Genomic DNA, 25,551 nt, shown 5'->3' on the forward strand with positions numbered 1-25,551 from the left:
CTCTCGAACCGCCCGGTGCGGATCCGCATGCCGGGTGGTGTGGGAGGGGCGCAGTCTACAATGACTGTCCCCTATCCCGATTGGAGCAAACCCGCTAGTTTGCTAGAGGTCACCATGAAATTCGAAAACAGCATTTTCGAATTTCATGGTGTTTTGGCATCAAACGTCAATATTCCCCGCCCGCAGCGCATTCGTCTCAATGAAGTCCCGCCGCGGCTCCACCTCATCCCCCATCAGCATCGTGAACACGCGGTCCGCCTCGATCGCATCGTCGATCTGCACACGCAGCAGGCGGCGCACATTCGGGTCCATCGTCGTTTCCCACAGCTGCTCGGGGTTCATTTCGCCCAGGCCCTTGTAGCGCTGGCGGCTGGTGGTGCGCTCGGCTTCGCTGATCAGCCACTTCATGGCCTGGCGGAAGTCGCCCACTTTTTCTTCCTTCTGCTTCTCGCCTTCGCCGCGCAGGGCCTTGGCGCCCTCGCCCAGCAGGCCGCGGAAGGTGTCGGCGGCTTCGGCCAGGGCGGCGTAGTCGGCGCCGTGCACAAAGTCCTGCGTGATGACGCTGCTCTTGATGTTGCCGTGGTGGCGGCGGCTGATGCGCAGGATGGGCTTGTCGGTGCGCACGTCGAATTCGCCAGCGACCTCGGCGGGGATGCCGGTGGTGTTCAGCTCGCGCAGCTTGGCCTGCAGCGTGACGGCGCTGGCTTCGGCGTCGGCCACGGTGTCCAGGTTCAGGCTCACGCCGTCAGCGATAGCGCGCAGGGCTTCTGCGTCCATGAAGTTGGACAGGCGATCGATCACGCTCTCGGCCACCTGGTGCTTTCGCGCCAGTTCGGCCAGGGTGTCGCCGGTCAGCACCTGCGGGTTGGCGCCGCCGGTGCTCACGCTGGCGTGGTTCAGCGCGATGCGCAGCAAGAAGCCGTCGAGCGCGGGGCCGTCCTTCAGGTACAGCTCTTCCTTGCCGGCCTTGACCTTGTACAGCGGCGGCTGGGCGATGTAGATGTGGCCGCGCTCGACCAGTTCGGGCATCTGGCGGTAGAAGAAGGTGAGCAGCAGGGTGCGGATGTGGGCGCCGTCCACGTCGGCGTCGGTCATGATGATGATGCGGTGGTAGCGCAGCTTGCCCACGTCGAAGTCGTCTGCGCCGCTCTTGCCGTCGCCGCCGCCGGCCTTGCCGATGCCGGTGCCGAGGGCCGTGATCAGCGTGAGGATTTCGTTGCTGGTCAGCAGCTTTTCATACCGCGCTTTTTCCACGTTCAGGATCTTGCCGCGCAGGGGCAGGATGGCCTGGAACTTGCGGTCGCGCCCTTGCTTGGCAGAGCCACCGGCGGAGTCACCCTCCACGATGTAGATCTCGCACAGCGAGGGGTCTTTTTCCTGGCAGTCGGCCAGCTTGCCGGGCAGGCCCATGCCGTCGAGCACGCCCTTGCGGCGGGTCATTTCGCGGGCCTTGCGGGCGGCTTCGCGGGCGCGGGCGGCTTCCACGATCTTGCCGCAGATGATCTTCGCGTCGTTGGGCTTCTCTTGCAGGTAGTCCGTCAGCAGGCGGCTCACGATGTCTTCCACCGGTGCGCGCACTTCGCTCGACACCAGCTTGTCCTTGGTCTGGCTGCTGAACTTGGGCTCGGGCACCTTCACGCTCAGCACGCAGCACAGGCCTTCGCGCATGTCGTCGCCGGTGACTTCCACCTTGGCTTTCTTGGCCAGCTCGTTTTCTTCGATGTACTTGTTGATGACGCGGGTCATCGCGGCGCGCAGGCCGGTGAGGTGGGTGCCGCCATCACGCTGGGGGATGTTGTTGGTAAAGCACAGCACTTGCTCGGTGTAGGCGCTGTTCCACTGCATGGCCACTTCCACGCCGATGTGGGTGCCGGGGATGCCGCCGTAGCTCTCGGCCGGGCGCTCGCCCACCGCGTAGAACGAGGTGGGGTGCAGCACGGTCTTGCCCTTGTTGATGAACTCGACAAAGCCGCGCACGCCGCCCGCGCCCGAGAAGTCGTCTTCCTTGCCGCTGCGCTCGTCCTTCAGGCGAATGCGCACGCCGTTGTTCAGGAACGAGAGCTCGCGCAGGCGCTTGGCGAGGATCTCGTAGTGGAACTCGTTGTTCTCTTTGAAGATTTCGGTGTCGGGCAGGAAGTGCACTTCGGTGCCGCGCTTGTCGGTGTCGTCCAGCACCTGCATGGGCGAGACTTCCACGCCGTCCACCGCCTTCACGATGCGGTTTTGCACCACGCCCTTGCTGAATTCCAGCGCGTGCACCTTGCCCTCGCGGCGCACGGTCAGGCGCAGCATCTTGGACAGTGCGTTCACGCAGCTCACGCCCACGCCGTGCAGGCCGCCAGACACCTTGTAGCTGTTCTGGTTGAACTTGCCGCCCGCGTGCAGTTCGGTCAGCGCAATCTCGGCAGCACTGCGCTTGGGCTCGTGCTTGTCGTCCATCTTCACGCCGGTGGGGATGCCGCGGCCGTTGTCCACCACGCTGATGGAGTTGTCGGTGTGGATGGTGACGACGATGTCGTCGCAGTGGCCGGCCAGGGCCTCGTCGATGGAGTTGTCGACCACCTCGAACACCAGGTGGTGCAGGCCCGTGCCGTCGCTGGTGTCGCCGATGTACATGCCGGGGCGCTTGCGCACCGCCTCCAGGCCTTCCAGGATGGTGATGGCGCCTTCGCCATAGCCTTCGCTGGCGCCGGCCTGGTTGGTGTCGATCTTGGGGACGATGGGAGCAGGCTCACCCGTGCCGTTAGGTTCTTGCTCGGGCAGGTTGTTGTCAGCGGTCATGGTGGGCCTTGGGGTCCGTGGAAACCGGGGGCTTCCAGTGTTTTCAATGGTCAAATTGGTCTTCAGCGCTTATTGCATAAGCGCTAACAGCTATCAAAAAGATAGTGAATGAGCGCAGCCGTGGGAGGGGCGGCAGACAGCTTCACTGCCTCAGATGCGCATGGGCATCACCACGTACTTGAAGCTGTCGTTCTCGGGGATGGTCAGCAGCGCCGAGCTGTTGCCGTCGGAGAGCTCCACCTTCACCATGTCCTGGCCCATGTTGGCCAGGGCGTCGATCAGGTAGGTCACGTTGAAGCCGATCTCGATGGTGTCGCCACCGTAGTCGATGTCGAGCTCGTCCACGGCTTCTTCCTGCTCGGCGTTGTTGGACGCCACGCGCAGCGTGCCGGGTTCGATGTTCAGGCGCACGCCCTTGAACTTGTCGCTGGTCATGATGGCCGTGCGCTGCAGGCTGGCCAAGAGCGGCGCGCGGCCCAGGGTGACCGAGTTCTTGTGGTTCTTGGGGATCACGCGGTTGTAGTCAGGGAACTTGCCTTCCACCAGCTTGGTGACGAACTCCATGCCGCCGAAGGTGAACTTGGCCTGGTTGTTGGCGAACTGCATCTCGATGTGCGGCTGGTTCTCGCCACCGGCGTCGCTCAGCAGGCGCTGCAGCTCGATCACGGTCTTGCGCGGCAGGATGACTTCCTGCTTGGGCACTTCCACATCCAGCGTGGCGCTGGCAAAGGCCAGGCGGTGGCCGTCGGTGGCCACCAGGCTCAGCTGCTTGCCTTCGGCGACGAACAGGATGCCGTTGAGGTAGTAGCGGATGTCCTGCACGGCCATGGCAAACGACACCTGGGACAGCAGGTCCTTCAGGGTCTTTTGCGGCACGGCGAACACGGGGCCGAAGGCGGCGGATTCCTGCACCAGCGGGAAGTCTTCGGCCGGCAGGCTCTGCAGGGTGAAGCGGCTCTTGCCGCCCTTCAGGACCAGCTTCGACTGTTGCGACTCCAGGCTCACCGTCTGGTCGCCAGGCATGGTGCGCAGGATGTCGATGAGCTTGCGCGCGCCCACGGTGGTGGTGAAGTCGCCGGTGTCGCCGCCCAGCTCGGCCGTGGTGCGGATCTGGATTTCGAGGTCGCTGGTCGTCAGCTGCAGGGCATTGCCCGTCTTGCGGATCAGCACGTTGGCCAGGATGGGCAGCGTGTGACGGCGTTCCACGATGCCCACCACGGACTGCAGAACTGCGAGAACCTTGTCTTGTGTTGCCTTCAGGACGATCATGTCATCAACCTCTTGTGGTTTTTGGGAACGGAGCTTGGACAGCGGCACGGGTGGTGCCTCCCCCTCCTGTCTAACCCGCCATTTTGCCCCTTAACGGGGTCGCTTCTTCGTGGGGCTGTCTCACCGGCATTTCGCGCTGGTTCGGTCATCTATCCTTTGAGCGTCTGCTCCAGAACGTGCAACTGCTGGTTCAGCTCGGTCAGCTGCTGTCGCTCGCCCGCAATCTTGCGCACGGCATGCAGCACCGTGGTGTGGTCGCGCCCGCCGAACAGCTCGCCGATCTCGGGCAGGCTCTTTTGCGTCAGCTCCTTGGCCAGGTACATGGCGATCTGGCGCGGCCGGGCAATGCTGGCCGGGCGCTTCTTGCTGTACATGTCGGCGACCTTGATCTTGTAATAGTCGGCCACCGTCTTCTGGATGTTCTCCACGCTGATCTGCCGGTTCTGGATGGACAGCAGGTCGCGCAGCGCCTCGCGGGCCAGCTGGATGGAGATTTCCTTCTGGTTGAAGCGCGAGTACGCCAGGATCTTGCGCAGCGCGCCTTCGAGCTCGCGCACGTTGGACCGCACGTTCTTTGCCACGAAGAAGGCGACTTCCTCGGGCATCTCGGTGCCTTCCACGCGGGCCTTGTTGATCAGGATGGCCACGCGCATCTCCAGCTCGGGCGGCTCGATGGCCACGGTGAGGCCCGAGTCGAAGCGCGACACCAGCCGCTCGTGGATGTTGGCCAGGCCCTTGGGGTAGGTGTCCGACGTCATCACGATGTGCGACTTCTTGGCGAGGAGTGCCTCGAACGCGTTGAAGAATTCTTCCTGCGTGCGGTCCTTGTTGGCGAAGAACTGCACATCGTCGATCAGCAGCAGGTCCAGCGAGTGGTAGCGCTCCTTGAACTCATCGAAGGTGCGGCGCTGGTAAGCCTTAACCACATCCGACACGAACTGTTCGGCGTGGATGTAGAGAACTTTGGCGTCGGGCTTGTCGGCCAGCAGGCGGTTGCCCACAGCGTGCACCAGGTGGGTCTTGCCCAGGCCCACGCCGCCGTAGATGAACAATGGGTTGTACAAATGCCCTGGCGTGCCGGCCACATGCATGGCCGCCGAGCGCGCCATGCGGTTGGCCGTGCCTTCCACCAGGGTTTCAAACGTGAGCGCGGCGTTCAGGCGGTTGCGAAAGGCGCCGGTGGGCGTTTCGTCACTGCTGGCAGGCGCGGTCTCGGCAGGCGCCGCCGGGCTGGCAGCCTCGGGCGCCACGGGCCGCACGTAAGTGCGGGCAACGGATTCCCGCTGAGCAAGCGCTAACTCCAGGGTGATGGGCTGGCCATACAGGCCTTCGAGCAGCGCGGCAATGCGCCCGGCGTACTGCGCGCGGATCCAGTCGAGCTTGAAGCGGTTGCCCACCAGCAGCGTCACCTTGGAGAAGTCCTCGGCCACCTGCGCCACCAGGGGCTTGATCCAGGTGTTGAATTGCTGCTCGGGCAGGTCTTGCGCCAGTTGTTCTACGCAGGCCTGCCACAGCCCCTGGCCGGCATCTGAGCCGGAAGATTGCTGGAGGCTGCGGGAGGGTTCCTCGGTCATTTCGGGGAGCTTCTTGTTGTGGATAGGAGGAACTGGGACGGGCGCCGGATTGTAGCTTGTCAAGGAGTTATCCACAATTTGGGGGCGGGCGTCTGCAAGGGTTTCCCCGGGGGCTAACGAGCGGGGCCTTGCGCGGTGCAACCTCGTCCCGCAGGGCGCACGCCCTGGTCCGATGATGGCGGGACGGCGCCGCCGCATGCGAGGGGGGCATTGCCAGCGCCCATCAAGCCTGCGATAATTGCGGGTTTCCCTGAATGTGTTCAGGGTGATTTGACCCGGCGCGCCGTTATTTCTGTCTTCCCGCATGGGGCCTTGGTGGCTTTCTGGTGGGGTCCGGCAGGGGTTCACAAGCAGCAGTCCGGAACTGAACCTCAAGGAATAGCACCATGAAACGTACTTACCAGCCCTCCAAGACGCGCCGCGCGCGCACCCACGGTTTCCTCGTCCGCATGAAGACCCGCGGCGGCCGCGCTGTCATCAACGCACGCCGCGCCAAGGGCCGCAAGCGCCTGGCCGTCTAAGGCCGGTCAGCTCGGTTGACTGACGGCCCGCTGCCCTGGCTCCCCGGTTTGTACCGCCAGGTTCCAAACGGGGCGCCTGCATGCAACGGCTGAAAACCCGTCCGCAGTTCCAGGCCGCCATGGCGGGGGGCACCGTTTCCCGCACCGCGCATTTTGCGTTGCACCGCCTGGTGCTCGGCACCGAAGGCAGCCCGTCTGCCCACGCCGCCAAAGTCCAACCCACAGGGCCCGGCTCCTTGCCACCAGTGCAAGGGCCGCAGGCCCTGTTTGCCGTGCCGGGCGTCTGGCTGGGTGCCATGGTGCCCAAACGGTGGGCCCGACGCGCCGTGACGCGCAACACCATCAAGCGCCAGATCTACACGGTGGGCGCCAGCTTCGAAGCTGGACTGCCGCAGGCCGCCCATGTCGTGCGCCTGCGCAGTGCGTTTGACCGCAAGCAGTTCGTGAGCGCGACGTCCGATCAGCTCAAGCAGGCCGTTCGGGCGGAGCTGATGCAACTGTTCGCACATGCGACCCGCCGGGCCGGTGTGCCGGGGGCGGTCGCCCCGCCCGCGGTGGTGATGGCGCCATGATGCAGCGCCTGCTGATCGGCGTGGTCAAGGGCTACCGGCTGCTGCTCAGCCCCTGGCTGGGGTCGGCCTGTCGGTTCGAACCCACGTGCTCGGTGTATTCGCTGCAGGCGCTTCAGCAGCATGGCGCTGCTGTGGGCAGCTATCTCACGGTGCGCAGGCTGGTACGCTGCCACCCCTGGTGCGATGGGGGCCATGACCCGGTCCCGCAAGAACCGCCGCGCGGCATGAGGCTTTTCTCGCGGCTGCAACAATCCTCCACCACCCAACCATCCTCACCAAAGAAGTCTTCATGAACGACATTCGCCGCACCATCCTGTGGGTGATTTTTGGCTTTTCCATGGTTCTGCTGTGGGACAAGTGGCAACTGCACAATGGCAAACAGGCCACGTTCTTCCCCACCGCGCCGGTGGCCACGGCGCAGGCGCCTGCTGGTGCCGCCTCGGGCGCCACGGGCTCTGCCAGCGTGCCTGTCTCCAGCGTCCCCGTGACTGCGGCTGCGCAACCCGGCGCGGCTTTGGTGCCGGGCCAGCCCTCACCCGCTGCCGCGCCTGCCACACGCGAGCGCGTGGAGGTCAAGACCGACCTGTACCGCCTGATCTTCGACAGCGAAGGCGGATCGCTCACGCATGCCGAACTGTTGCAGCACGTCGACATGGACGACAAGAACCGCAACTTTCTGCTGCTGGACGAAAGTGCGCAGCGTGTTTACGTGGCACAGACCGGTCTGATCGGCGGCGCTTTTCCGACGCACAAGACGCTGATGACCGCCGTGCCCGGCCCGCGTGAACTCAAGGACGGGCAAGATGAAATCAGTATCCGCTTCGAGTCTCCCGAGGTGGGCGGCCTGAAGCTCGCCAAGACCTGGACCATCAAGCGCGGCGCCTACGACATCGCGGTGAAGCATGAAGTGGTGAATGCTGGCAGTGCGGCCGTGTCGCCCCAGCTCTACCTGCAACTGGTGCGCGACGGCAACAAGCCGCCGGGCGAATCGTCGTTCTATTCCACCTTCACCGGGCCTGCGGTGTTCACCGAGGCCAAGAAGTACCAGAAGATCGAGTTCAAGGACATCGAAAACGGCAAGGTCGACATCCCGCGCGACAGCACCAATGGCTATGTGGCCATGGTGCAGCACTACTTCGCCAGCGCCTGGCTGCTGGCCGATGGCGTGCAGCGCGAACTGTTCACCCGCAAGGTCGACACCAATCTGTATTCGGTGGGCATGCTGGCACCGCTGGGCAGCATCGAGCCCGGTGCCAGCAAGACCATCGACGCGCGCCTGTTCGCGGGTCCGCAGGTCGAAACCATGATGGAGAAGCTGTATCCGAACCTGGAGCTGGTCAAGGACTACGGCTGGCTCACCATCCTGTCCAAGCCGCTGTACTGGCTGCTCGACCAGCTGCACAAGCTGCTGAACAACTGGGGCTGGTCCATCGTGGCGCTGGTGCTGCTGCTCAAGATCGCGTTCTACTGGCTCAACGCCAAGGCCTACGCCAGCATGGCCAAGATGAAGTCGGTGAATCCCAAGATCATGGAGATGCGCGAGCGCCTCAAGGACAAGCCGCAGCAGATGCAGCAGGAGATGATGCGCATCTACCGCGAGGAGAAGGTCAACCCCATGGGCGGCTGCTTCCCCATCATGATCCAGATCCCCGTGTTCATCGCGCTGTACTGGGTGCTGCTGTCCAGCGTGGAAATGCGCAACGCGCCCTGGATCGGCTGGATCCATGACCTCTCCACGCCCGACCCATACTTCATCCTGCCCCTGCTGATGACGCTCAGCTCGCTGTTGCAGACGGCCCTGAACCCCGCGCCGCCAGACCCGATGCAGGCCAAGATGATGTGGTTCATGCCGCTGATCTTCAGCGTGATGTTCTTCTTCTTCCCGGCCGGCCTGGTGCTGTACTGGCTGACGAACAACATCCTGTCGATTGCGCAGCAGTGGATCATCAACACCCGCATGGGCGTGCCGCCGCAGTTCAATCTGCCCAGTTTTAAGTGACATCCCCCTGAGCGGCTGCGCCGCTTCCCCCTCTCTCGAATCGCTGCGCAATTCGGGAAGGGGGACACCGCCAGCGCACGCAAGCGAAGCGCTGCCTGCGCAGCTTGGCGGCCCTTGCGCGGCGGTTGCTGGCCTGGGCCGCGCTGGTTTTGGCGCCCTGCCCCTTATCGATAGCCACCATGCTCTCCCGCCACCAAGATCCCATCGTCGCCATCGCCACTGCCCCCGGGCGCGGGGCCGTGGGCATCGTGCGGGTGTCGGGCAAAGGGCTCGCGGCGCTGGTGGAGGCCCTCTGCGGCCGCACTCTCAAGCCCCGCGAGGCCACCTACCTGCCGTTTCGCGATGCGCACGGCCAGGCCATCGACCAGGGGCTGGCCCTGTACTTCCCCGGCCCGCACAGTTACACAGGTGAGGACGTGCTGGAGCTGCAGGCCCACGGCGGCACGGTGGTCCTGCAGCTGCTGCTGGCGCGCTGCCTGGAGGCGGGTGCTGCCACTGACCCGGCCACGGGTCGGCCCTGCCTGCCCGGCCTGCGGGTGGCCCAGCCGGGCGAGTTCACCGAACGGGCTTTCCTGAACGACAAGATCGATCTGGCACAGGCCGAGGCCATCGCCGACCTGATCGACGCCAGCACCGAGGCCGCCGCGCGCAGCGCCAGCCGCTCGCTGTCGGGCGCGTTCTCGGCCGAGATCCATGGCCTGCGCGACGCGCTCATCCACCTGCGCATGCTGGTCGAGGCCACGCTGGACTTCCCTGAGGAAGAAATTGACTTTCTGCGCAAGGCTGATGCCGCTGGACAGCTATCAAAATTACAGCAAACCTTGGCATCGGTCATGCAGCGTGCGCGCCAGGGTGCGCTGCTGCGCGAAGGCATCAAGGTCGTGATCGCCGGCCAGCCCAACGCGGGCAAAAGTTCGCTGCTCAACGCGCTGGCCGGGGCCGAGCTCGCCATCGTCACGCCCATTGCGGGCACCACGCGCGACAAGGTGCAGCAGACCATTCAGATCGAAGGCGTGCCGCTGCATGTGATCGACACCGCAGGCCTGCGCGACAGCGCCGACGAGGTGGAGCGCATTGGCATCGCCCGCGCCTGGGATGAAATTGCCGCCGCCGACGCCGTGCTGTTCCTGCACGACCTCTCGCGCGCCGAGCTTGCCAGCCACCAGGCGGCGGATGCCGATATTGCTCGGACGCTGGCGCAGACACTCCCTGCGGGCGTGCCGGTCATCGACGTGTGGAACAAGCTGGACTGTGCACCGCCCCTGGCGGAAACGATGGCTGCATCTGCGCTCGTGCCCGTGTCCACAGGCACTGCCAGTGCTGCGCTGGCGACCGCTCATCCGGCCCTCTACCTGTCGGCGCGCACCGGCCAGGGGCTGGAGGCGCTGCGGCAGGCGCTGCTCGCCCTGGCCGGCTGGCAGTCGGCGCCCGAGGGCGTCTACATTGCGCGCGCCCGGCATGTCGAGGCGCTGCAGGCCGTGGCAGCCCATCTGGCCGAGGCGAGCGAGCAGCTTTCGGCCCAGGGCCCGGCACTCGACCTGCTGGCCGAGGAGCTGCGCCTTGCGCAGAACGCGCTCAACACGATCACGGGTGAGTTTTCGTCGGATGACCTGCTGGGCGTGATCTTCTCCAGCTTCTGCATCGGTAAATAACCGCCGCCTGTCGGTTGAACATGTAAACGGACGTAAACAGCGCTTGTGTCCCATCTGTAACAAGGGTACTTTCAGCCCATCATGAATCTGCCACCGTCCACGGCCCCCCGGGTCGACCTGCACGGTTTGATCGATGCCATCGCCCAGGCCAGTGCCGACGACAGCATGACCAACCCGCTTGCGCCCGCCCAATGGGATGTGCTTTCGTCCTATCTGCTGCCCGTGGTGCTGCCCGCCGGACAGGTGCTTTTTTCGCAGGGCGCCAATGACCGCACCCTGTACCTGGTCGAAAGCGGCAGCCTGAGCGTGCACTACCAGGACGAAAAGGAGCGGCTGCGCCTGGCCATCGTGGGCCCCGGGTCCGTCGTGGGCGAGGGCGCATTTTTCTCGCACCGGGCGCGCAGCGCCACCGTCCAGGCCAGCGCACCGAGCAAGCTCTGGAGCCTCACCGCCATCCGTTTCACCGAGCTGAGCAACCGGCAGCCTGCCATCGCGCTGGGCCTGGTGATGGCCACGGGGGCGGTGCTCGCCAAGCGCCTGGGCAATCGCCGCCGCCGCGTAGCCGCCACCTGAAGCGCCGCTGCCTGCGGGTCATCCCTGGGGCGCGTAGTGATGCGGGCGTTGCGGCGCGGGGTACACTAGTTTCGGCATTCCCGGGTGCTGTTTCCCAGGTGCCGTTTGAAGAGTCGCCCCCAGAAAGCACGCCATGTCCCTGTTCAGTTGGTTCAGCCGCAAACCTGCACCCCCCAAGCCGCGCGCTGTGGGCGAACCCTCGGGCTTGTTGAATGCCGATGCCACCGTCCCGCTGGCGGCGGGGCGCGCGGGCAGGCCGACGGTCGAGCCCTTGCCCGTGGAGCATGCCGCCAACCGCAAGAATGAGCGCATGGAGCGCCGCGAACTGCTCTACACCGTGGTGCGCGATGCGATGGTGCGGGCCGGTGTGCTGTCGGCCAGCTACAAGTTCAAGGTGTTGTCGCTGGACCAGCGCGGCCGCCAGTTCCTGGTGATGATGGACCTGGCGCGAGAATACGGTGGCGAGACGGTGCGCCTGTCTGAAATCGAGGCGCTGATCGCCCAGACCGCCAAGACCCGCTACGACATTCTCGTCACGGCCGTGTACTGGCGCATCAACGACCATGTGGCGGTGGGAATTCCCCAAAAGGGCGTATCGCCACAGCCCGCCAGCGCGCAGCCAGCGCAGGCCGCCACGGCGGCCGTCCGCCGGCCACCGGCCATGGCTGCCACCGCATCGGCTTCGGGGCCGTTGCCCCCTCGGGCGGCGCCCGTGCCGGCTGCGTCTGCGGCTGCGCCAGGGGCTGCAGCGGCACCCCGTGCCACACCCCCGGCGACGGCGCCGGCGTCAACCGCGCGCGCCCCGCAGGCCGGGGGCACTGCAGGGGCGACAGCGGGGCCTGCACCCCAGCGGTTCGAGCCCATCGAAGCCGACGAGGTCGCCGCGTTCAAGCGCGCGCTGGCCAACGCGGCCAGCACGGGCGCCGGAGCCGCCGCTGCAGGGGCGGCCGCTGCACAGCCCGGCGTGCCGGTGCGGTCCGGGCCGCGCGTGCCTCCTGCGGCTGCGCCCACCGGCTTTGAAGACACACAGACACCGGCAGGTGATGGCCCGTCCCAGGACCTGAGCAGCACGCAGTACGGCGAGCTGAACTGACCCCACCGCACCGGGCGCCGACGTGCAGCGCGCGGTCAATGTCCCGCGCAGAGCCCCGCTCAGTGCCCCGCGAAATCCACCAGCGTGAACAGCGACAGCCCCGACTCGCGCAGGCGGTCTGAACCGCCCAGCTCGGGCAGGTCGACAATCGCAGCGCCTTCCGTCACGGTGGCGCCTAGCTTTTCCAGCAGCTTCTTGCCCGCCATCATGGTCCCGCCGGTGGCGATGAGGTCGTCGATCAGCAGCACGCGGTCGCCGGGCTGGACGGCGTCGGTGTGCAGCTCCACGGTCGCACTGCCGTATTCCAGCTCATAGGTTTCTTCCACCGTGGTGAAGGGCAGCTTGCCCTTCTTGCGGATGGGCACGAAGCCCACATTGAGTTCGTAGGCCACCACGGCCCCCAGGATGAAGCCGCGCGCATCCAGCCCGGCCACCACGTCCGGCCGCACGGTCTTGTCCATGTAGCGGTGGACGAACGCATCGATCAGCACCCGGAACACCTTCGGATCCTGCAGCAGTGGCGTGATGTCGCGAAACTGCACACCCGGCGCAGGCCAGTCGGGCACGGTGCGGATGTGCTGGCGAAGGTATTCGTTGACGCTGAGGGGCTGCATGGCGGTGCTCTGAAGGGGACTGGGGCTGCGAAAGAGGCGCAAAAAATACGCAAATGTGCCCGAAGCGCAGCAGTGTAATCAGGCGCGAGGCGGGCGTATGGCCTACAGACAGCCCTGCGGGCAAACCCATAATGGTTCGATTTTGTAACCAGCCCCCAGCGCGCTGCTCTTTCATGGTGAACGGCCTATGCCCATCTCGGTCTTGTTGATTGAAGGCGATGACTCCCATGCGCACGCGCTCACGGACGCGCTGGTGGATCCCTGGTCGGGGTGGCGGGTGGACGTGTGCCGCTCGTTGACGGAAGCGCGCAGCTATCTGCGCACGCAACAGCCCGATATCGTGCTGGCGGTGCAAAGCACGCTGGGCGGGGCGTCGTTCGATCTGCTGCAAGGCCTGGAAGGGGTTCCCGCGATCATCATCGTGCGCGCGGGTGCGGAAACGCACGCAGCCCAGGCGATGCGGCACGGGTTTGACGACTACACGGTGCAGGACCCGGGCCTGGACTACCTGCTCACGCTTCCTGGGCAGATCGAGGCGGTGCTGGAGCGGCACGCCAGTGCGCGCGCCCGGGCCGCCGCCGAGGCGCTTCTCGCACGCCAGCACCGGCTGCTGCAGGCCATATCCCGCGCGCAGGCCGATTTCATCGCCAGCTCGGACCCGCGTGCCGGCTTCGAGTCTCTGCTGAAGGAGCTCATGTCGCTCACCCAGAGTGCCTTCGGCGTGGTGGGGCAGGTGCAGAAGGCGGCAGACGGCCACCCCTTTCTGCGCGTGCATGCGATGACCGACATCAGCTGGGACGAGGCCTCGCGTGCGTTGTTTGCCCAGCACGCGCAGGAAGGCATGGTGTTCGACAACCTGCACTCGCTGGTCGGGGCCGCGCTGCAGACCGGCGAGCCGGTGGTGGCCAATGATGCGTTCAACGACCCACGCGCCGCAGGCGTGCCGGCGGGGCACCCGCTGCTGCACACCTACCTGGGCCTGCCCATCCACGCCGGGGGCGAGCTGGTGGCCCTGGTGGGGCTGGCCAACCGCCGGGGGGGCTACAGCGAAGAGGACGTGCAGTTTCTGCAGCCGCTGCTCAGCACCGTGGGTCAGCTGGAGGTGGCGCGCCGCGCAGCGCTGGCCCGCGCCTCGGCCGAAGCGGAGCTGGCGCGCACCTCTGCGCTGCTCGCCGACAAGAGCCGGGCGCTGGAGGTCACGCTCGCCAGCGTGTCGCAGGGCATCACCAATGTGGATGCCGAGGGCCGCATCCGCGTCTACAACCAGCGCTATCTGGAGCTGCTGAATCTGCCCGAGTCGTTGCTTGCCAGCCAGCCCAGGGTGGAAGAGGTGGTGCGCTTCCAGACCGCGCGAGGTGATTTCGGGCCGGGGTTTGAACTGATAGAACCAGCGGCGCGCGGCTATGTGGAAGCCGAAAGCCATGCACTCGGCGACGCATTCGCCATGCCCGACCTGTACGTTCGCCGCACCCGGGCCGGGCGGTTCATCGAGGTGCGCACGCGCGCCATCCCACAGGGCGGTCGGGTGCGCACTTTCACAGACGTCACCGACTACCTGAGCACGCTGGAAGCCCTGCGGCTGAGCGAGTCGCGCTGGCGCAGCCTCACGCAGCTGTCTTCGGACTGGTACTGGGAGCAGGACGCGCAGTTCCGGTTTGTGCGCCTGGACGGCAAGCTGCAGCGCGTGACGGGCGTGCCCGACGAGCTGCACTACGGCCTCACGCGCTGGGAGCTGCCCTACACCGTGGTGAGCGAGGCCGAATGGCAGGCGCACCGCGAGAAGCTGGAGGCGCACGAGGTGTTCCACGACTTCGAGATGCAGCGCCGCACGCCCGACGGGGCCACCGTGTGGGTGTCGGTGAGCGGCGAGCCCATCTTCGATGCGGACGGCCGCTTCACCGGCTACCGGGGCGTTGCGCGCGACATCACCGAGCGCAAGATGGCCGAGGCGGAGATCGAGCGCCTGGCGTTCTACGATGAGCTCACAGGCCTGCCCAACCGGCGCCTGCTGATGGACCGGCTCGAGCGCGCTGCCACCGCCAGCGTGCGCGAGGGCGGCCATGGCGCGCTGCTGTTCCTGGATCTGGACAACTTCAAGGGCATCAACGACACCATGGGCCATGAGTGGGGCGACCGCCTGCTGGTGCAGGTGGGCCAGCGCCTGGCCGCCTGCATGCGCGCCACCGACACCGTGGCCCGCCTGGGCGGCGATGAGTTCGTGGCGGTGATCCAGGGCCTGAGCGAGCACGCGTCCGACGCTGCCGTGGAAACGGAGGCGGTGGCGCAGAAGGTGCTGGCGGCGCTGAACCAGCCCTACCACCTGGAGGGCAGCGAGATGCACAGCACGCCCAGCATCGGCATCGTCCTGTTCAGCGACCGGCTGCTGTCCGCGCAGGAGCTACTCAAGCGGGCCGACCTCGCCATGTACCAGGCCAAGGCGCAAGGGCGCAACACGCTGTGCTTCTTCGACCCGGCCATGCAGGCGGTGGCCTCCGCCCGATCGGCGCTGGAGGGCGACATCCGCCAGGGCCTCGCGCGCCAGGAATTCGTGCTGCACTACCAGCCCGTGGTGAGCGCCGTGGGTGAGTTGCTGGGCGCCGAGGCGCTCGTGCGCTGGAACCACCCCCAGCGCGGCATGGTGGCCCCAGGCGAATTCGTGCCGCTGGCCGAGCAGACCGGCCTGATCCAGCCCCTGGGCCGCATCGTGCTCGGCATGGCCTGCCGACAGCTGGCCGAGTGGGCGAAGACGCCCCGCACCGCTGCGCTGAGCGTGGCGGTGAACGTGAGCCCGCAGGAGTTCCGCCAGCCCGACTATGTGCAGCAGGTGCTGGCCGTGCTGGAAGAATCCGGCTGCGACCCGCGCCACCTCAAGCTGGAACTGACCGAAAGCCTGCTGTTGCACGATGTGGAGGACAGCATCCTCAAGATGCAGGCCCTGCGCGCGCAGGGCGTGGGCTTTTCGCTGGACGACTTCGGCACGGGCTATTCATCGCTGTCGTACCTCAAGCGCCTGCCGCTGGACCAGCTCAAGATCGACCAGAGCTTTGTGCGCGACGTGCTCACCGACCCCAACGACGCCACCATCGCCTGCACCATCATCACGCTGGCCCGCAGCCTGGGCCTGGATGTGGTGGCCGAGGGCGTCGAAACCGACGGGCAGCGCGAATTTCTGCTGCGCAACGGCTGCCAGCGGTTCCAGGGCTACCTGTTTGGCAGACCCGGGCCTGCGCCGCTGCTGCAGTCTGCTATTGAAACCATAGCTGTTGCCGCTTGATGGATAAGCGGTGGGGCCGGTTTTTATGTCAATTTTGAGCGCAGTGCGGGCCGCCCAGGGTCTGCGCGGGCCCTGCACGCCGGGCAAAAGCTGCCCCAGACCCATCCAGCCCCTAGAACCGGTTCCGGCCTTTTCAGCCCTTCAGCCCTTCAGCAGCTTGTCCTCCGCCAGCGCCAGCGCTGCCGGGTGGCCGGAGAGCACCAGCGTGTCTCCGGCGGCCAGCAGCGCGCCGTCGTCGGTGGTGTCCATGCGGCCGGAGCTGCGCCGCAGGTTGACGACGCGCACGCCCATCGCAGGCAGTGCCAGCTGGCCCAGGCTCAGGCCCAGGGCGGTGGAGCCGGGCGGCAGGTTGACCGTGGACAGGCGCTCCTGGTCACGCTCGTTCGCGGTGTCATCGTCCGCGCCATGGAAGTAGCCGCGCAGCAGGGTGTAGCGCGCATCGCGCTGGTCCTGCACCAAGCGCAGCACGCGCCGCATGGGCACGCCCACCAGGGCCAGCGCGTGGCTGGCCAGCATCAGCGATCCCTCGATGGCCTCGGGCACCACCTCGGTGGCGCCGGCGTCCTGCAGCTGGTCCAGATACAGGTCGTCCTGCGTGCGCACCACCACCGGCACCTGGGGCGCATGCGAGCGGGCATTGGCCAGCACCTTGAGGGTGGCGGGCACGTCGGTGTAGGTCACGGCCACGGCGCTGGCGCGCACCAGGCCCGCCGCCATCAGCGCCTGCAGCCGCGTGGCGTCGCCATACACCACCGAATCGCCGGCGGACGCCGCCTGGCGCACGCGGTCCGGGTCCAGGTCCAGCGCCATGTAGGGGATGCCCTCGTGCTCCAGCATGCGCGCCAGGTTCTGGCCGCAGCGGCCGTAGCCGCAGATGATCACGTGCCGGCTGGTGTTGATGGCCTTGCGCGCAATCGTGGTCATCTGCAGCGACTGCTGCAGCCAGTCGCTGGCCACCAGCTTCATCACGATGCGGTTGCTGTACATGATGAGGAACGGCGTGGCCAGCATGGACAGCACCATGGCCGCGAGGATGGGGTTCATCAGCGCCGGCTGCACCAGGCCGTGCGTCTGGGTCAGCGACAGCAGCACGAAGCCGAACTCGCCGCCCTGTGCCAGGTACAGCCCGGTGCGCAGCGACACCCCCGTGGTGGCGCCCATGCCGCGCGCCAGCAGCAGGATGATCACCAGCTTGAGCACCAGCGGAACGGCCAGCAGCCCCAGCACCAGGGCCCAGCGGTCGACCAGGATGTGCCAGTCCAGCATCATGCCGATGGTGATGAAGAACAGGCCCAGCAGCACGTCGTGGAAGGGGCGGATGTCGGTGCCCACCTGGTGGCGGTATTCGGTTTCGGACACCAGTACGCCGGCGATGAAGGCACCCAGTGCCAGGCTCAGCCCGGCCAGCTCGGTCAGCCAGGCCAGGCCCAGCGTGATGAGCAGCAGGTTCAGCATGAAGAGCTCGTCGCTCTTGCGGCGCGCCACCATCGTGAGCCACCAGCGCATCAGCCGCTGGCCGCCCGTGAGCAGCAGGGCCACCAGCACCGTGGCCTTGAGCAGCGCCCACCCGAGCGCCGTCAGCAGCTGGTCGGGCGACGAGCCCAGCGCGGGGATCAGCACCAGCAGCGGCACCACCGCCAGGTCCTGGAACAGCAGCACCCCCATCACGCGGCGGCCGTGCTCGCTCTCCAGCTCGGCGCGTTCGGCCATCAGCTTCACCACGATGGCCGTGCTGCTCATGGCCATCACGCCCGACAGGGCCAGCGCGGTCTGCCAGCCCATGTCCCACACGCCGCCCACCCAGCGCGACAGCGCCAGCGCGGCCAGGCTGACAGCCACCATGGTCAGGCCCACCTGCAGAAAACCCAGGCCGAACACCTGCCGGCGCATGGCCCGCAGCTTGGGCAGGCTGAACTCCAGCCCGATGGCGAACATCAGGAACACCACGCCAAACTCGCCCAGGTGCCGCACGCCCTCGGAGTTCTGCGCCAGCGCCAGCGCGTGCGGGCCGATGAGCACCCCGGCGGCCAAGTAGCCCAGCATGGGCGGCAGCTTCAGGCTGCGGCACACCACCACGCCCAGCACCGCAGCCAGCAGGTAGAGAAGCGTGAGGGCGAGAGAAGACATGGGTTCGATGCTATCCGAGGCTTGCGCGCCAGCGGCGCTCTTTCTTGCACACAGGCGATGCACGGTCTGTGCCAGAGGGCATCCCGCCGGGGGGCCCGTCCCGGCATGCCCGGTCGATAGAATCCCCGGATGACTCCCGCCCCCGCTGCGCCGCCCCCTTTCGACCCTGAACAGGCCTTGCGCCTGGCCCGCGAAACCTTCGAGATCGAGGCCGCCGCCCTCACCGGGCTTGCGGCCCGCGTGGGCAGCGTCTTCGCCCAGGCGGTGCAGATGGTTCTGCAGGCCCGGGGCCGGGTGGTTGTCATGGGCATGGGCAAGAGCGGCCATGTGGGCCGCAAGATCGCCGCCACACTGGCCTCCACCGGCACCCCCGCCTTTTTCGTGCACCCGGCCGAAGCCAGCCATGGCGACCTGGGCATGGTCACGGGCGATGACCTGGTGCTGGCCATCTCCAACAGCGGTGAGAGCGGCGAACTCACGGCCATCCTGCCCGTGCTCAAGCGGCTGGGCGCGCCCCTGATCGCCGTGACCGGTGGCCTGCAGTCCACCCTGGCGCGCCACGCCGACCTGGTGCTGGACTGCAGCGTGGACCGCGAGGCCTGCCCGCTGAACCTGGCGCCCACCGCCAGCACCACCGCACAGCTCGCCATGGGCGACGCGCTGGCCGTGGCCTTGCTCGACGCGCGGGGTTTTCGCCCCGAAGACTTTGCCCGCTCGCACCCCGGTGGTGCGCTGGGCCGCAAGCTGCTCACCCACGTGAGCGACGTCATGCGCGCGGGCACCGAAGTGCCGCGCGTGGCGCCGGACGCCTCGTTCAGCGCCCTCATGCGCGAAATGAGCGCCAAGGGCCTGGGCGCCTCGGCCGTCGTCGACGCCGCCGGGCAGGTGCTGGGCATCTTCACCGACGGCGACCTGCGCCGCCGCATTGAGGCGGGGGCCGACCTGCGCAACGCCACGGCGGCCGACGTCATGCACCCCCACCCGCGCCGCATTGCGCCCGACGCACTGGCCGTGGACGCCGCCGAGATGATGGAGGCGCACGCCATCACCAGCGTGCTCGTGGTCGACGCCGCAGGCGCCCTGGTGGGCGTGGTGCACATCGGCGATCTCATGCGGGCGAAGGTGATCTGATGGCCGCCGAACCTGCCGTCCTGCCCGTGGCTCCCGCGCTGCGCATCGACCCCGAGCTGCTGCTGCGCGCGCAGGGCGTGCGCGTGGCCTTCTTCGACGTGGACGGCGTGCTCACCGATGGGGGGCTGTATTTCACCGAGGCCGGCGAGACCATCAAGCGCTTCAACACGCTGGACGGGCACGGGCTCAAGCTGCTGCAAAAGGCCGGCATCACCCCCGCCGTCATCACCGGCCGCGACTCGGCCCCGTTGCGCGTGCGGCTGAAGGCCCTGGGCGTGGAGCACGCGGTGTTCGGCACCGAAGACAAGCGCCCCGCCGCAGAACACATCCTCAGCACCCTGGGGCTCGACTGGTCGCAGGCCGCAGCCATGGGCGACGACTGGCCCGACCTGCCCGTGATGCGCCGCAGCGCGTTCGCCTGCGCGCCCGCCAATGCGCAGATCGAGGTGCGCCACGCTGCCCACCACGTCACCCAGGCGCGCGGTGGCGACGGCGCCGCCCGCGAGCTGTGCGACCTGCTGCTGGTGGCCACCGGCCGCTATGCAGGCCTGCTGGCAGACTACAGCGCATGATGATGAGCAGGCTGCGCCAGGGCTGGGAGGAGGTTTCGCTGTACCTGCCGGTGCTGCTCATGGGCCTGCTGGCGCTGGGCACCTGGTGGCTGGTGCGCAACGCGCCCCTGCCGCAGCTGCCGCCCCTGGCCAGGCCCCCGACACACCAGCCGGACTACTTCATGAAGGATTTTTCGGTGAAGAGCTTCGACGCCACCGGCCGCCTGCAAAGCGAGGTGCAGGGCAAGGTCGCGCGGCACTATCCCGACACCGACACGCTGGAAATCGACCAGGTCCGCATGCGCTCCGTGTCGCCGGAAGGCCGACGCACCCTGGCCACGGCCAACCGCGCCCTGACCAATGCCGACGGCACCGAAGTGCAGCTGCTGGGCAATGCCATCGTCACCCGCGAACCCGTACCGGCGCAGGCCGGTGCGCCCGCCCAGCCGCGGCTTGAGTTCCGCAGCGAGTTCCTGCACGCATACACCGACACCGAGCGGGTGCGCACCGACCAGCCGGTGGTCCTGACGCGGGGTGAGGACCGATTCACCGCCGACGCGATGGACTACGACAACCTGGACCAGGTGCTGCAGCTGCGCGGCCGTGTGCGGGGCGTGCTCACGCCCGGCCGGGGCCGATAGCCGCGCCGCGCGCCATCCCGTACCGCTACCGCCGGAGCCACCCGCATGACCTCTCCCCTCGCCTTCATCACCGGCGCATCCAGCGGCATCGGCCAGGCGCTGGCCATGCGCTATCACCAGGCGGGCTACCGGCTCGCGCTGGTCGCGCGCCGCACTTCTGAGGTCAAATCATGGGCCGACGCTCAAGGGATAAGCGCTGATAGCTATCAAATTTATAGTGCCGATGTGGCCGTCACCGACAGCATCGTTGCCGCAGGCCAGGCTTGCCTGGCGCAGCAGGGCGTGCCCGACGTGGTCATCGCCAATGCCGGCATCAGCGTGGGCATGGACACGGCGGTGCGCAGCGACCTCGATGTGATGGCGCGCACCTTTGCCACCAACAACATCGGCATGGCCGCCACGTTCCAGCCCTTTGTCGACGCCATGGTGCAGCGCGGCAGCGGCACGCTGGTGGGCATCGGCAGCGTGGCGGGTATCCGTGGGTTGCCCGGGCACGGCGCCTACTGCGCCAGCAAGGCGGCTGTCATCAGCTACTGCGAAAGCCTGCGTGGCGAAATGCGGCCCCACGGCGTGCGGGTGGTCACCCTCTCGCCGGGCTACATCGACACGCCGCTCACGCAGCAGAACCGCTACGGCATGCCTTTCTTGATGCAGCCCGCGGACTTTGCGGAACGTGCCTACCGCGCCATTTCGGCAGGAGTCAGCTACCGCGTCATACCGTGGCAGATGGGCGTGGTGGCCAAGCTGCTGCGCGCGCTGCCGAATGCCGTGTTCGACAAGGTGCTGGCGGGTCGGCCCCGCAAGCGCCGGGAAGGCGAGTAGGCACGGGCGGGTCGGCATCTCTTTCGGGATGCCCCATGAAAAAAGCCCCCGAAGGGGCTTTGTCTGCTGAAACCGTGGGGGCTTCGTAGCGTTTCGATTGCGTCTCAGTAGCCGCTGTTGCCGCCACCGCCGTAGCCACCGCCGCCATTGCGACCGCCGCCACCGCCATTGCGGGATCCCGAGCCGTACGGGCTGCGGAAGCCGCCGTCGCCACGGCCACCACCACCGCCGTAACCGCCGCCGCCATCGCCGCGGCCGCCACCATAGCCGCCACCGCCACCTTCACGGCCACCGCCGTAGCCGCCGCCACCGCTGCGGCCACCACCACCGTAGCCGCCACCGCCGCCGCCAAAACCGCCACTGCGGGGTGGGCGGGGCTCCATGGGCCGGGCTTCGTTGACCACGATGCTGCGGCCGCCCAGGGGCTGCCCGTTCATGCCGTTGATCGCTGCCTGGGCTTCTGCGTCGCTGCCCATCTCCACAAAGCCGAAGCCTTTGGAGCGGCCCGTGTCGCGTTCCATCATGACTTTGGCGCTGGTGACGGCGCCGAACTGGCCAAAGGCCTGTTCCAGATCGTTGTCGCGGACCGAGTACGGCAGGTTGCCGACGTACAGTTTGTTGCCCATCGAGGGACTCCTCAAAAACACATGGATAAAGCGATGGAGTCCCGAAAACGCAGCCAGCTAATCTCAATGACGCTCTCAGCGCGAAACTGACGGATCACCGCAAACTTGGAAAGCGGAGCACCGCCCCGCAAACCCATTATGCGCCACACTTTTACAGAAAAAGCAAGCGCCGCCGCGCGCTGTGGTGCTGTCGCTGCGTACAGCGGTGGGCCACGTTGGGGCAGGTGCCGCAAAGGCCCGGTCCGCCCGGCCGATCAGGCATAAAAAAAGGAGCCCGAGGGCTCCTTTTTTGGGGGTACCGGCAGGTGCGGGCACTTGCCGGACCACGCGATTCTCTTAGTAACCGCCGCGGCCACCGCCGTAGCCGCCACCGCCGCCGTCACGGCCACCGCCGTAACCGCCGCCGCCATAGCCGCCACCGCTGCGGCCACCGCCGAAGCCGCCGCCATTGCCGCCACCGAAGCCACCGCTGCGGGGAGCGCGGGGCTCCATGGGACGGGCTTCGTTGACCACCAGGTCACGGCCGCCGTAGTTTTGGCCATGCACGCCCTGGATGGCGGCTTGTGCTTCGGCATCGCTGCCCATTTCGACAAAGCCGAAACCCTTGGAACGGCCGGTGTCGCGCTCCATCATGACCTTGGCGCTGCCCACGGAGCCGAACTGGCTGAAGGTTTGCTCCAGATCTTGGTCGCGGAAGGAATAGGGCAGGTTGCCCACGTAGAGTTTGTTGCCCATGAAGGACTCCTGAAAAAAATGAAAACGCGATGGAGCCCGACGCAATCAACAAACCTGTGACGACTTCAAAGACGCGAAACTGACCAATCACCGCTCAGCGAACTGCTCTTTTGCACGCAAAAAAGCGAAGCCATTATCAATCACTTATTCGGGCCGTGGCGCCCTATTTGGGCCAAAACGCGCCGAAAAGCCGCGCGGTGCGTGGTTTTTAAGGTCAAACCTCGGGGAAACCATAGGATAGAATCGCCCGGTCTTTGGGGAGTAGCCCGCCCGGCTGTGCAACGCGCCGGGGGCATGCGTCAACAAACTTGGGTCCGGTGGGCCTATGGCGCATGCGGCTTTCAGAGCTGGGCGAGACCATTGACTGCAGACCGATCCAATGGCCGGAGTCGGGGTGCAGTCAATGCGTGTCGCATCACATCCGGCCGGACAGGACCCCCACATGGAACCGTTTTTCATCTCCACCGCCATCGTCGCGCTCGCCGAAATGGGCGACAAGACGCAGCTTCTGGCGCTGGTGCTCGCCGCCCGCTTTCGCAAGCCCTGGCCCATCGTGCTGGGCATTTTGGTGGCCACCCTGGTCAACCACGCGCTGGCCGGTGCCGTGGGTGCCTGGGTGACCACTTTCGTCGGGCCGCAGGTCCTGCGCTGGATTCTTGGCGCCTCGTTCATCGCGATGGCGCTGTGGATGCTGATTCCCGACAAACTCGAAGAAGGCGAGGCCGACGGCTCGCCGCGCTGGGGCGTGTTCGGCACCACGCTGGTAGCGTTTTTCCTGGCCGAGATGGGCGACAAGACACAGATCGCCACCGTGATGCTGGCCGCGCAGTACAACGCCTACCTGTGGGTGGTGGCGGGCACCACGCTCGGCATGATGATCGCCAATGCGCCCGTGGTCTGGCTCGGCGAGCGCATCACGCGGCGCGTTCCGATCCGTGCGGTGCACCTGGTGTCGGCGGTGATCTTCCTGGCGCTGGGGTTGCTGGCGATCTTCGCACCCGCCGCGGCGTGATGCCGCGACGGCAGTCGCTTTTGCTTGTGCTTTTGGTATATTTGCCCCACGCGCCGATTTGCCACAGCTTGCGGGCGCTTTATAAATTCAGCTAAAGACCCGACCGACACATCCGCCCGGCCTCGTTTTTAGCGGCGCCGGGTTTTTTTATGTCGTTCATCGCCACGCCCCAGTCCATGCATTTCCCGGAGGTGCTGCCGCTGCAAAGCGGTGCGTCCATCCGCGACTACCACCTGGTCTACGAGACCTACGGCACGCTCAATGCCGAGCGCACGAACGCCGTGCTCGTGTGCCACGCCCTCAATGCCTCGCACCATGTCGCGGGCGTCTACGCCGGGCAGGCCAAGAGCGAGGGCTGGTGGGACAACATGATCGGCCCCGGCAAGAGCGTGGACACCGACCGCTTCTTCGTCATCGGCGTGAACAACCTGGGCTCCTGCTTCGGCTCCACCGGCCCCATGCACAGCCACCCCGATACGGGCGAGGTCTATGGCGCGGACTTCCCTGTGGTCACGGTGGAAGACTGGGTCAATGCACAGGCCCGCCTGCTCGACCGGCTGGGCATTGCGCAACTGGCGGCAGTGCTGGGCGGCAGCCTGGGGGGCATGCAGGCCCTGAGCTGGACTCTGCAGCACCCCGAGCGCGTGCGCCACGCCGTGGTCGTGGCCAGCGCCCCCAACCTCACGGCCGAGAACATCGCCTTCAACGAAGTGGCGCGCCGCGCCATCGTGACCGACCCGGACTTCCACGGCGGGCACTTCTACCGCCACGGCGTGGTCCCCAAGCGCGGCCTGCGCATCGCCCGCATGATCGGCCACATCACCTACCTGAGCGACGACGTCATGAACGAGAAGTTCGGGCGCCAGCTGCGCCGCCAGGTTCTCGACCAGGCGCCCTTGGCCGCTGCCGTGCCCCCACAAGGCGCGAGCGATCTCGTGGGGGGCGGTGATGATGACGCGTCGGCGCAGAGCGTGCAGGCCTATCTCTACAGCACCCAGGACATCGAGTTTCAAATTGAAAGCTACCTGCGCTACCAGGGCGACAAGTTCAGCGACTACTTCGACGCCAACACCTACCTGCTGATCACGCGCGCGCTCGACTACTTCGACCCGGCCCGCGCGCACGGCGGCAACCTCACGCGCGCGCTGGCCCGCGCCACGGCGAAGTTCCTGCTCGTGAGCTTCACCACCGACTGGCGCTTTTCCCCGCAGCGCAGCCGCGAGATCGTCAAGGCCCTGCTTGAAAACCGCCGCCGCGTGAGCTATGCCGAGATCGACGCGCCCCATGGGCACGACGCCTTTTTGCTCGACGACGCGCGCTACCTGGGCGTGATGCGCACCTATTTCAACAGCATTGCCGAGGAGGTGCAGCCATGACCGAACGCGCCGCAATGCAAGCCCTGGCGCGCCTGGTGCCCGCCGGCAGCCGTGTGCTGGACCTGGGCTGTGGCGATGGCGCCATGCTGGACTACCTGCAGCGCGAGCGCGGCTGCAGCGGCTATGGCGTGGAGATTGACGACGCCAACGTGCTGGCCAGCGTGCAGCGCGGGGTGGATGTGATCCAGCTCAACCTGGACGAAGGCCTGGCCATGTTCGGCGACAACAGCTTCGACGTGGTGCTGCAGATCGACACGCTGCAGCACCTGCGCAATGCCGAGACCATGCTGCGCGAAACGGCCCGCGTGGGCCGCACGGGCGTGGTGGCCTTCCCCAACTTCGCGCACTGGCCCAACCGCCTGTCCATCCTGCGCGGGCGCATGCCCGTCACGCGGCGCCTGCCCTACCAGTGGTACGACACGCCCAACATCCGCGTGGGCACCTACAAGGACTTCGAGGTGCTGGCCACCAAGAACGACCTGCGCATCCTCGATGCCTTCGGGCTGCAGGAGGGGCAGGAGGTGCGCTGGCTGCCCAATGCGCGCGCGGGCACCGCCGTCTTCCATTTCGAACACGCCTAGGGACCCTCTGCACGAATCACCGCGCCG

General features: G+C 66.8%; 22 protein-coding genes and 1 riboswitch. Of the genes, 15 read left to right on the top strand and 7 right to left on the bottom strand.

What is annotated here, in order from left to right; genetic code table 11:
• Positions 1 to 159 precede the first annotated feature (159 nt).
• From gyrB to dnaA, 3 genes are all read right to left on the bottom strand, one after another.
• Positions 160 to 2,781 (bottom strand): DNA topoisomerase (ATP-hydrolyzing) subunit B, encoded by a 2,622-nt coding sequence (gene gyrB, locus ACOQFS_RS10590; protein ID WP_421562839.1) that lies wholly within the window; start codon positions 2,779 to 2,781, stop codon positions 160 to 162.
• Between the two features lie 150 nt (positions 2,782 to 2,931).
• Positions 2,932 to 4,050 (bottom strand): DNA polymerase III subunit beta, encoded by a 1,119-nt coding sequence (gene dnaN / locus ACOQFS_RS10595; protein ID WP_421562840.1) that lies wholly within the window; start codon positions 4,048 to 4,050, stop codon positions 2,932 to 2,934.
• 149 nt (positions 4,051 to 4,199) lie between these two features.
• Positions 4,200 to 5,624: a chromosomal replication initiator protein DnaA gene (gene dnaA, locus ACOQFS_RS10600; protein ID WP_421562841.1), complete on the bottom strand. Its 1,425-nt coding sequence runs from the start codon at positions 5,622 to 5,624 to the stop codon at positions 4,200 to 4,202.
• A gap of 386 nt (positions 5,625 to 6,010) precedes the next feature.
• Between dnaA and rpmH the strand changes: the two genes are divergently transcribed.
• The 7 genes from rpmH (at position 6,011) to ACOQFS_RS10635 (ending at position 12,034) form a co-directional block, all read left to right on the top strand.
• Positions 6,011 to 6,145, top strand: a complete 135-nt coding sequence (gene rpmH, locus ACOQFS_RS10605; protein ID WP_005798102.1) for a 50S ribosomal protein L34 — start codon at positions 6,011 to 6,013, stop codon at positions 6,143 to 6,145.
• Between the two features lie 80 nt (positions 6,146 to 6,225).
• On the top strand, positions 6,226 to 6,717 hold the full coding sequence (locus ACOQFS_RS10610) for a ribonuclease P protein component (protein WP_421562842.1): 492 nt from the start codon (positions 6,226 to 6,228) through the stop codon (positions 6,715 to 6,717).
• Positions 6,714 to 7,010, top strand: a complete 297-nt coding sequence (gene yidD, locus ACOQFS_RS10615; RefSeq protein WP_421562843.1) for a membrane protein insertion efficiency factor YidD — start codon at positions 6,714 to 6,716, stop codon at positions 7,008 to 7,010. The genes ACOQFS_RS10610 and yidD overlap by 4 nt, the downstream gene beginning before the upstream one ends.
• Entirely contained in the window at positions 7,007 to 8,716 is a 1,710-nt protein-coding gene (gene yidC, locus ACOQFS_RS10620; RefSeq protein ID WP_421562844.1) for a membrane protein insertase YidC, read from the top strand. The genes yidD and yidC overlap by 4 nt, the downstream gene beginning before the upstream one ends.
• Before the next feature lie 179 nt (positions 8,717 to 8,895).
• Complete coding sequence (gene mnmE / locus ACOQFS_RS10625) at positions 8,896 to 10,368, top strand: tRNA uridine-5-carboxymethylaminomethyl(34) synthesis GTPase MnmE (protein ID WP_421562845.1); 1,473 nt, start codon at positions 8,896 to 8,898, stop codon at positions 10,366 to 10,368.
• 81 nt (positions 10,369 to 10,449) lie between these two features.
• Positions 10,450 to 10,941: a Crp/Fnr family transcriptional regulator gene (locus ACOQFS_RS10630; protein ID WP_421562846.1), complete on the top strand. Its 492-nt coding sequence runs from the start codon at positions 10,450 to 10,452 to the stop codon at positions 10,939 to 10,941.
• A 133-nt stretch (positions 10,942 to 11,074) separates the two neighbouring features.
• Positions 11,075 to 12,034, top strand: a complete 960-nt coding sequence (locus ACOQFS_RS10635) for a hypothetical protein (RefSeq protein WP_421562847.1) — start codon at positions 11,075 to 11,077, stop codon at positions 12,032 to 12,034.
• 59 nt (positions 12,035 to 12,093) lie between these two features.
• Here ACOQFS_RS10635 and ACOQFS_RS10640 read toward each other — a convergent pair whose 3' ends face one another.
• Positions 12,094 to 12,648, bottom strand: a complete 555-nt coding sequence (locus ACOQFS_RS10640) for an adenine phosphoribosyltransferase (protein WP_421562848.1) — start codon at positions 12,646 to 12,648, stop codon at positions 12,094 to 12,096.
• A gap of 187 nt (positions 12,649 to 12,835) precedes the next feature.
• On the opposite strand from ACOQFS_RS10640, the gene ACOQFS_RS10645 reads away from it, so the two are divergent.
• Entirely contained in the window at positions 12,836 to 15,922 is a 3,087-nt protein-coding gene (locus ACOQFS_RS10645; protein WP_421562849.1) for an EAL domain-containing protein, read from the top strand.
• 141 nt (positions 15,923 to 16,063) lie between these two features.
• Here ACOQFS_RS10645 and ACOQFS_RS10650 read toward each other — a convergent pair whose 3' ends face one another.
• The gene (locus ACOQFS_RS10650) at positions 16,064 to 18,049 is read right to left on the bottom strand and encodes a monovalent cation:proton antiporter-2 (CPA2) family protein (protein ID WP_421562850.1); all 1,986 of its coding nucleotides are present in this window, start codon (positions 18,047 to 18,049) and stop codon (positions 16,064 to 16,066) included.
• 129 nt (positions 18,050 to 18,178) lie between these two features.
• Between ACOQFS_RS10650 and ACOQFS_RS10655 the strand changes: the two genes are divergently transcribed.
• Genes ACOQFS_RS10655 through ACOQFS_RS10670 form a run of 4 tightly spaced genes read left to right on the top strand, consistent with a single transcriptional unit; the run spans position 18,179 to position 21,194 of the window.
• Positions 18,179 to 19,180: a KpsF/GutQ family sugar-phosphate isomerase gene (locus ACOQFS_RS10655; RefSeq protein WP_421562851.1), complete on the top strand. Its 1,002-nt coding sequence runs from the start codon at positions 18,179 to 18,181 to the stop codon at positions 19,178 to 19,180.
• Positions 19,180 to 19,752 carry a KdsC family phosphatase gene (locus ACOQFS_RS10660; RefSeq protein ID WP_421562852.1) on the top strand — a complete coding sequence of 191 codons (573 nt, stop codon included), beginning with the start codon at positions 19,180 to 19,182 and terminating at the stop codon, positions 19,750 to 19,752. Before ACOQFS_RS10655 ends, ACOQFS_RS10660 begins: the two co-directional genes overlap by 1 nt.
• Positions 19,752 to 20,372 carry an LPS export ABC transporter periplasmic protein LptC gene (gene lptC, locus ACOQFS_RS10665; RefSeq protein ID WP_421562859.1) on the top strand — a complete coding sequence of 207 codons (621 nt, stop codon included), beginning with the start codon at positions 19,752 to 19,754 and terminating at the stop codon, positions 20,370 to 20,372. Before ACOQFS_RS10660 ends, lptC begins: the two co-directional genes overlap by 1 nt.
• Positions 20,373 to 20,417: 45 nt before the next feature.
• Positions 20,418 to 21,194 carry an SDR family oxidoreductase gene (locus ACOQFS_RS10670; RefSeq protein WP_421562853.1) on the top strand — a complete coding sequence of 259 codons (777 nt, stop codon included), beginning with the start codon at positions 20,418 to 20,420 and terminating at the stop codon, positions 21,192 to 21,194.
• A 104-nt stretch (positions 21,195 to 21,298) separates the two neighbouring features.
• On the opposite strand, the gene ACOQFS_RS10675 is transcribed toward ACOQFS_RS10670, so the two are convergent.
• The gene (locus ACOQFS_RS10675; protein ID WP_421562854.1) at positions 21,299 to 21,820 is read right to left on the bottom strand and encodes an RNA recognition motif domain-containing protein; all 522 of its coding nucleotides are present in this window, start codon (positions 21,818 to 21,820) and stop codon (positions 21,299 to 21,301) included.
• Positions 21,821 to 22,156: 336 nt separating this feature from the next.
• Positions 22,157 to 22,555: an RNA recognition motif domain-containing protein gene (locus ACOQFS_RS10680; RefSeq protein WP_421562855.1), complete on the bottom strand. Its 399-nt coding sequence runs from the start codon at positions 22,553 to 22,555 to the stop codon at positions 22,157 to 22,159.
• A gap of 244 nt (positions 22,556 to 22,799) precedes the next feature.
• A riboswitch (yybP-ykoY riboswitch) is annotated at positions 22,800 to 22,982 on the top strand.
• Between the two features lie 15 nt (positions 22,983 to 22,997).
• Here ACOQFS_RS10680 and ACOQFS_RS10685 point away from each other — a divergent pair.
• From ACOQFS_RS10685 to metW, 3 genes are all read left to right on the top strand, one after another.
• Positions 22,998 to 23,567 (top strand): TMEM165/GDT1 family protein, encoded by a 570-nt coding sequence (locus ACOQFS_RS10685; protein ID WP_421562856.1) that lies wholly within the window; start codon positions 22,998 to 23,000, stop codon positions 23,565 to 23,567.
• 149 nt (positions 23,568 to 23,716) lie between these two features.
• The gene (metX, locus tag ACOQFS_RS10690; protein WP_421562857.1) at positions 23,717 to 24,943 is read left to right on the top strand and encodes a homoserine O-acetyltransferase MetX; all 1,227 of its coding nucleotides are present in this window, start codon (positions 23,717 to 23,719) and stop codon (positions 24,941 to 24,943) included.
• Positions 24,940 to 25,524 (top strand): methionine biosynthesis protein MetW, encoded by a 585-nt coding sequence (gene metW / locus ACOQFS_RS10695; RefSeq protein ID WP_421562858.1) that lies wholly within the window; start codon positions 24,940 to 24,942, stop codon positions 25,522 to 25,524. The genes metX and metW overlap by 4 nt, the downstream gene beginning before the upstream one ends.
• The last annotated feature ends 27 nt before the right edge of the window (positions 25,525 to 25,551 follow it).

This window comes from Paracidovorax sp. MALMAid1276 (assembly GCF_049198005.1).
Taxonomy (GTDB): domain Bacteria; phylum Pseudomonadota; class Gammaproteobacteria; order Burkholderiales; family Burkholderiaceae_C; genus Acidovorax.

Coding starts and splice junctions, on each gene's coding strand:
- ACOQFS_RS10660 (WP_421562852.1), top strand. CDS start 19,180: ATGGCCGCCGAACCTGCCGTCCTGCCCGTGGCTCCCGCGCTGCGCATC.
- lptC (WP_421562859.1), top strand. CDS start 19,752: ATGATGAGCAGGCTGCGCCAGGGCTGGGAGGAGGTTTCGCTGTACCTG.
- ACOQFS_RS10610 (WP_421562842.1), top strand. CDS start 6,226: ATGCAACGGCTGAAAACCCGTCCGCAGTTCCAGGCCGCCATGGCGGGG.
- ACOQFS_RS10640 (WP_421562848.1), bottom strand. CDS start 12,648: ATGCAGCCCCTCAGCGTCAACGAATACCTTCGCCAGCACATCCGCACC.
- metX (WP_421562857.1), top strand. CDS start 23,717: ATGTCGTTCATCGCCACGCCCCAGTCCATGCATTTCCCGGAGGTGCTG.
- ACOQFS_RS10650 (WP_421562850.1), bottom strand. CDS start 18,049: ATGTCTTCTCTCGCCCTCACGCTTCTCTACCTGCTGGCTGCGGTGCTG.
- rpmH (WP_005798102.1), top strand. CDS start 6,011: ATGAAACGTACTTACCAGCCCTCCAAGACGCGCCGCGCGCGCACCCAC.
- dnaN (WP_421562840.1), bottom strand. CDS start 4,050: ATGATCGTCCTGAAGGCAACACAAGACAAGGTTCTCGCAGTTCTGCAG.
- yidD (WP_421562843.1), top strand. CDS start 6,714: ATGATGCAGCGCCTGCTGATCGGCGTGGTCAAGGGCTACCGGCTGCTG.
- mnmE (WP_421562845.1), top strand. CDS start 8,896: ATGCTCTCCCGCCACCAAGATCCCATCGTCGCCATCGCCACTGCCCCC.
- ACOQFS_RS10655 (WP_421562851.1), top strand. CDS start 18,179: ATGACTCCCGCCCCCGCTGCGCCGCCCCCTTTCGACCCTGAACAGGCC.
- dnaA (WP_421562841.1), bottom strand. CDS start 5,624: ATGACCGAGGAACCCTCCCGCAGCCTCCAGCAATCTTCCGGCTCAGAT.
- ACOQFS_RS10685 (WP_421562856.1), top strand. CDS start 22,998: ATGGAACCGTTTTTCATCTCCACCGCCATCGTCGCGCTCGCCGAAATG.
- ACOQFS_RS10630 (WP_421562846.1), top strand. CDS start 10,450: ATGAATCTGCCACCGTCCACGGCCCCCCGGGTCGACCTGCACGGTTTG.
- gyrB (WP_421562839.1), bottom strand. CDS start 2,781: ATGACCGCTGACAACAACCTGCCCGAGCAAGAACCTAACGGCACGGGT.
- ACOQFS_RS10635 (WP_421562847.1), top strand. CDS start 11,075: ATGTCCCTGTTCAGTTGGTTCAGCCGCAAACCTGCACCCCCCAAGCCG.
- ACOQFS_RS10680 (WP_421562855.1), bottom strand. CDS start 22,555: ATGGGCAACAAACTCTACGTGGGCAACCTGCCCTATTCCTTCCGCGAC.
- ACOQFS_RS10675 (WP_421562854.1), bottom strand. CDS start 21,820: ATGGGCAACAAACTGTACGTCGGCAACCTGCCGTACTCGGTCCGCGAC.
- yidC (WP_421562844.1), top strand. CDS start 7,007: ATGAACGACATTCGCCGCACCATCCTGTGGGTGATTTTTGGCTTTTCC.
- ACOQFS_RS10670 (WP_421562853.1), top strand. CDS start 20,418: ATGACCTCTCCCCTCGCCTTCATCACCGGCGCATCCAGCGGCATCGGC.
- metW (WP_421562858.1), top strand. CDS start 24,940: ATGACCGAACGCGCCGCAATGCAAGCCCTGGCGCGCCTGGTGCCCGCC.
- ACOQFS_RS10645 (WP_421562849.1), top strand. CDS start 12,836: ATGCCCATCTCGGTCTTGTTGATTGAAGGCGATGACTCCCATGCGCAC.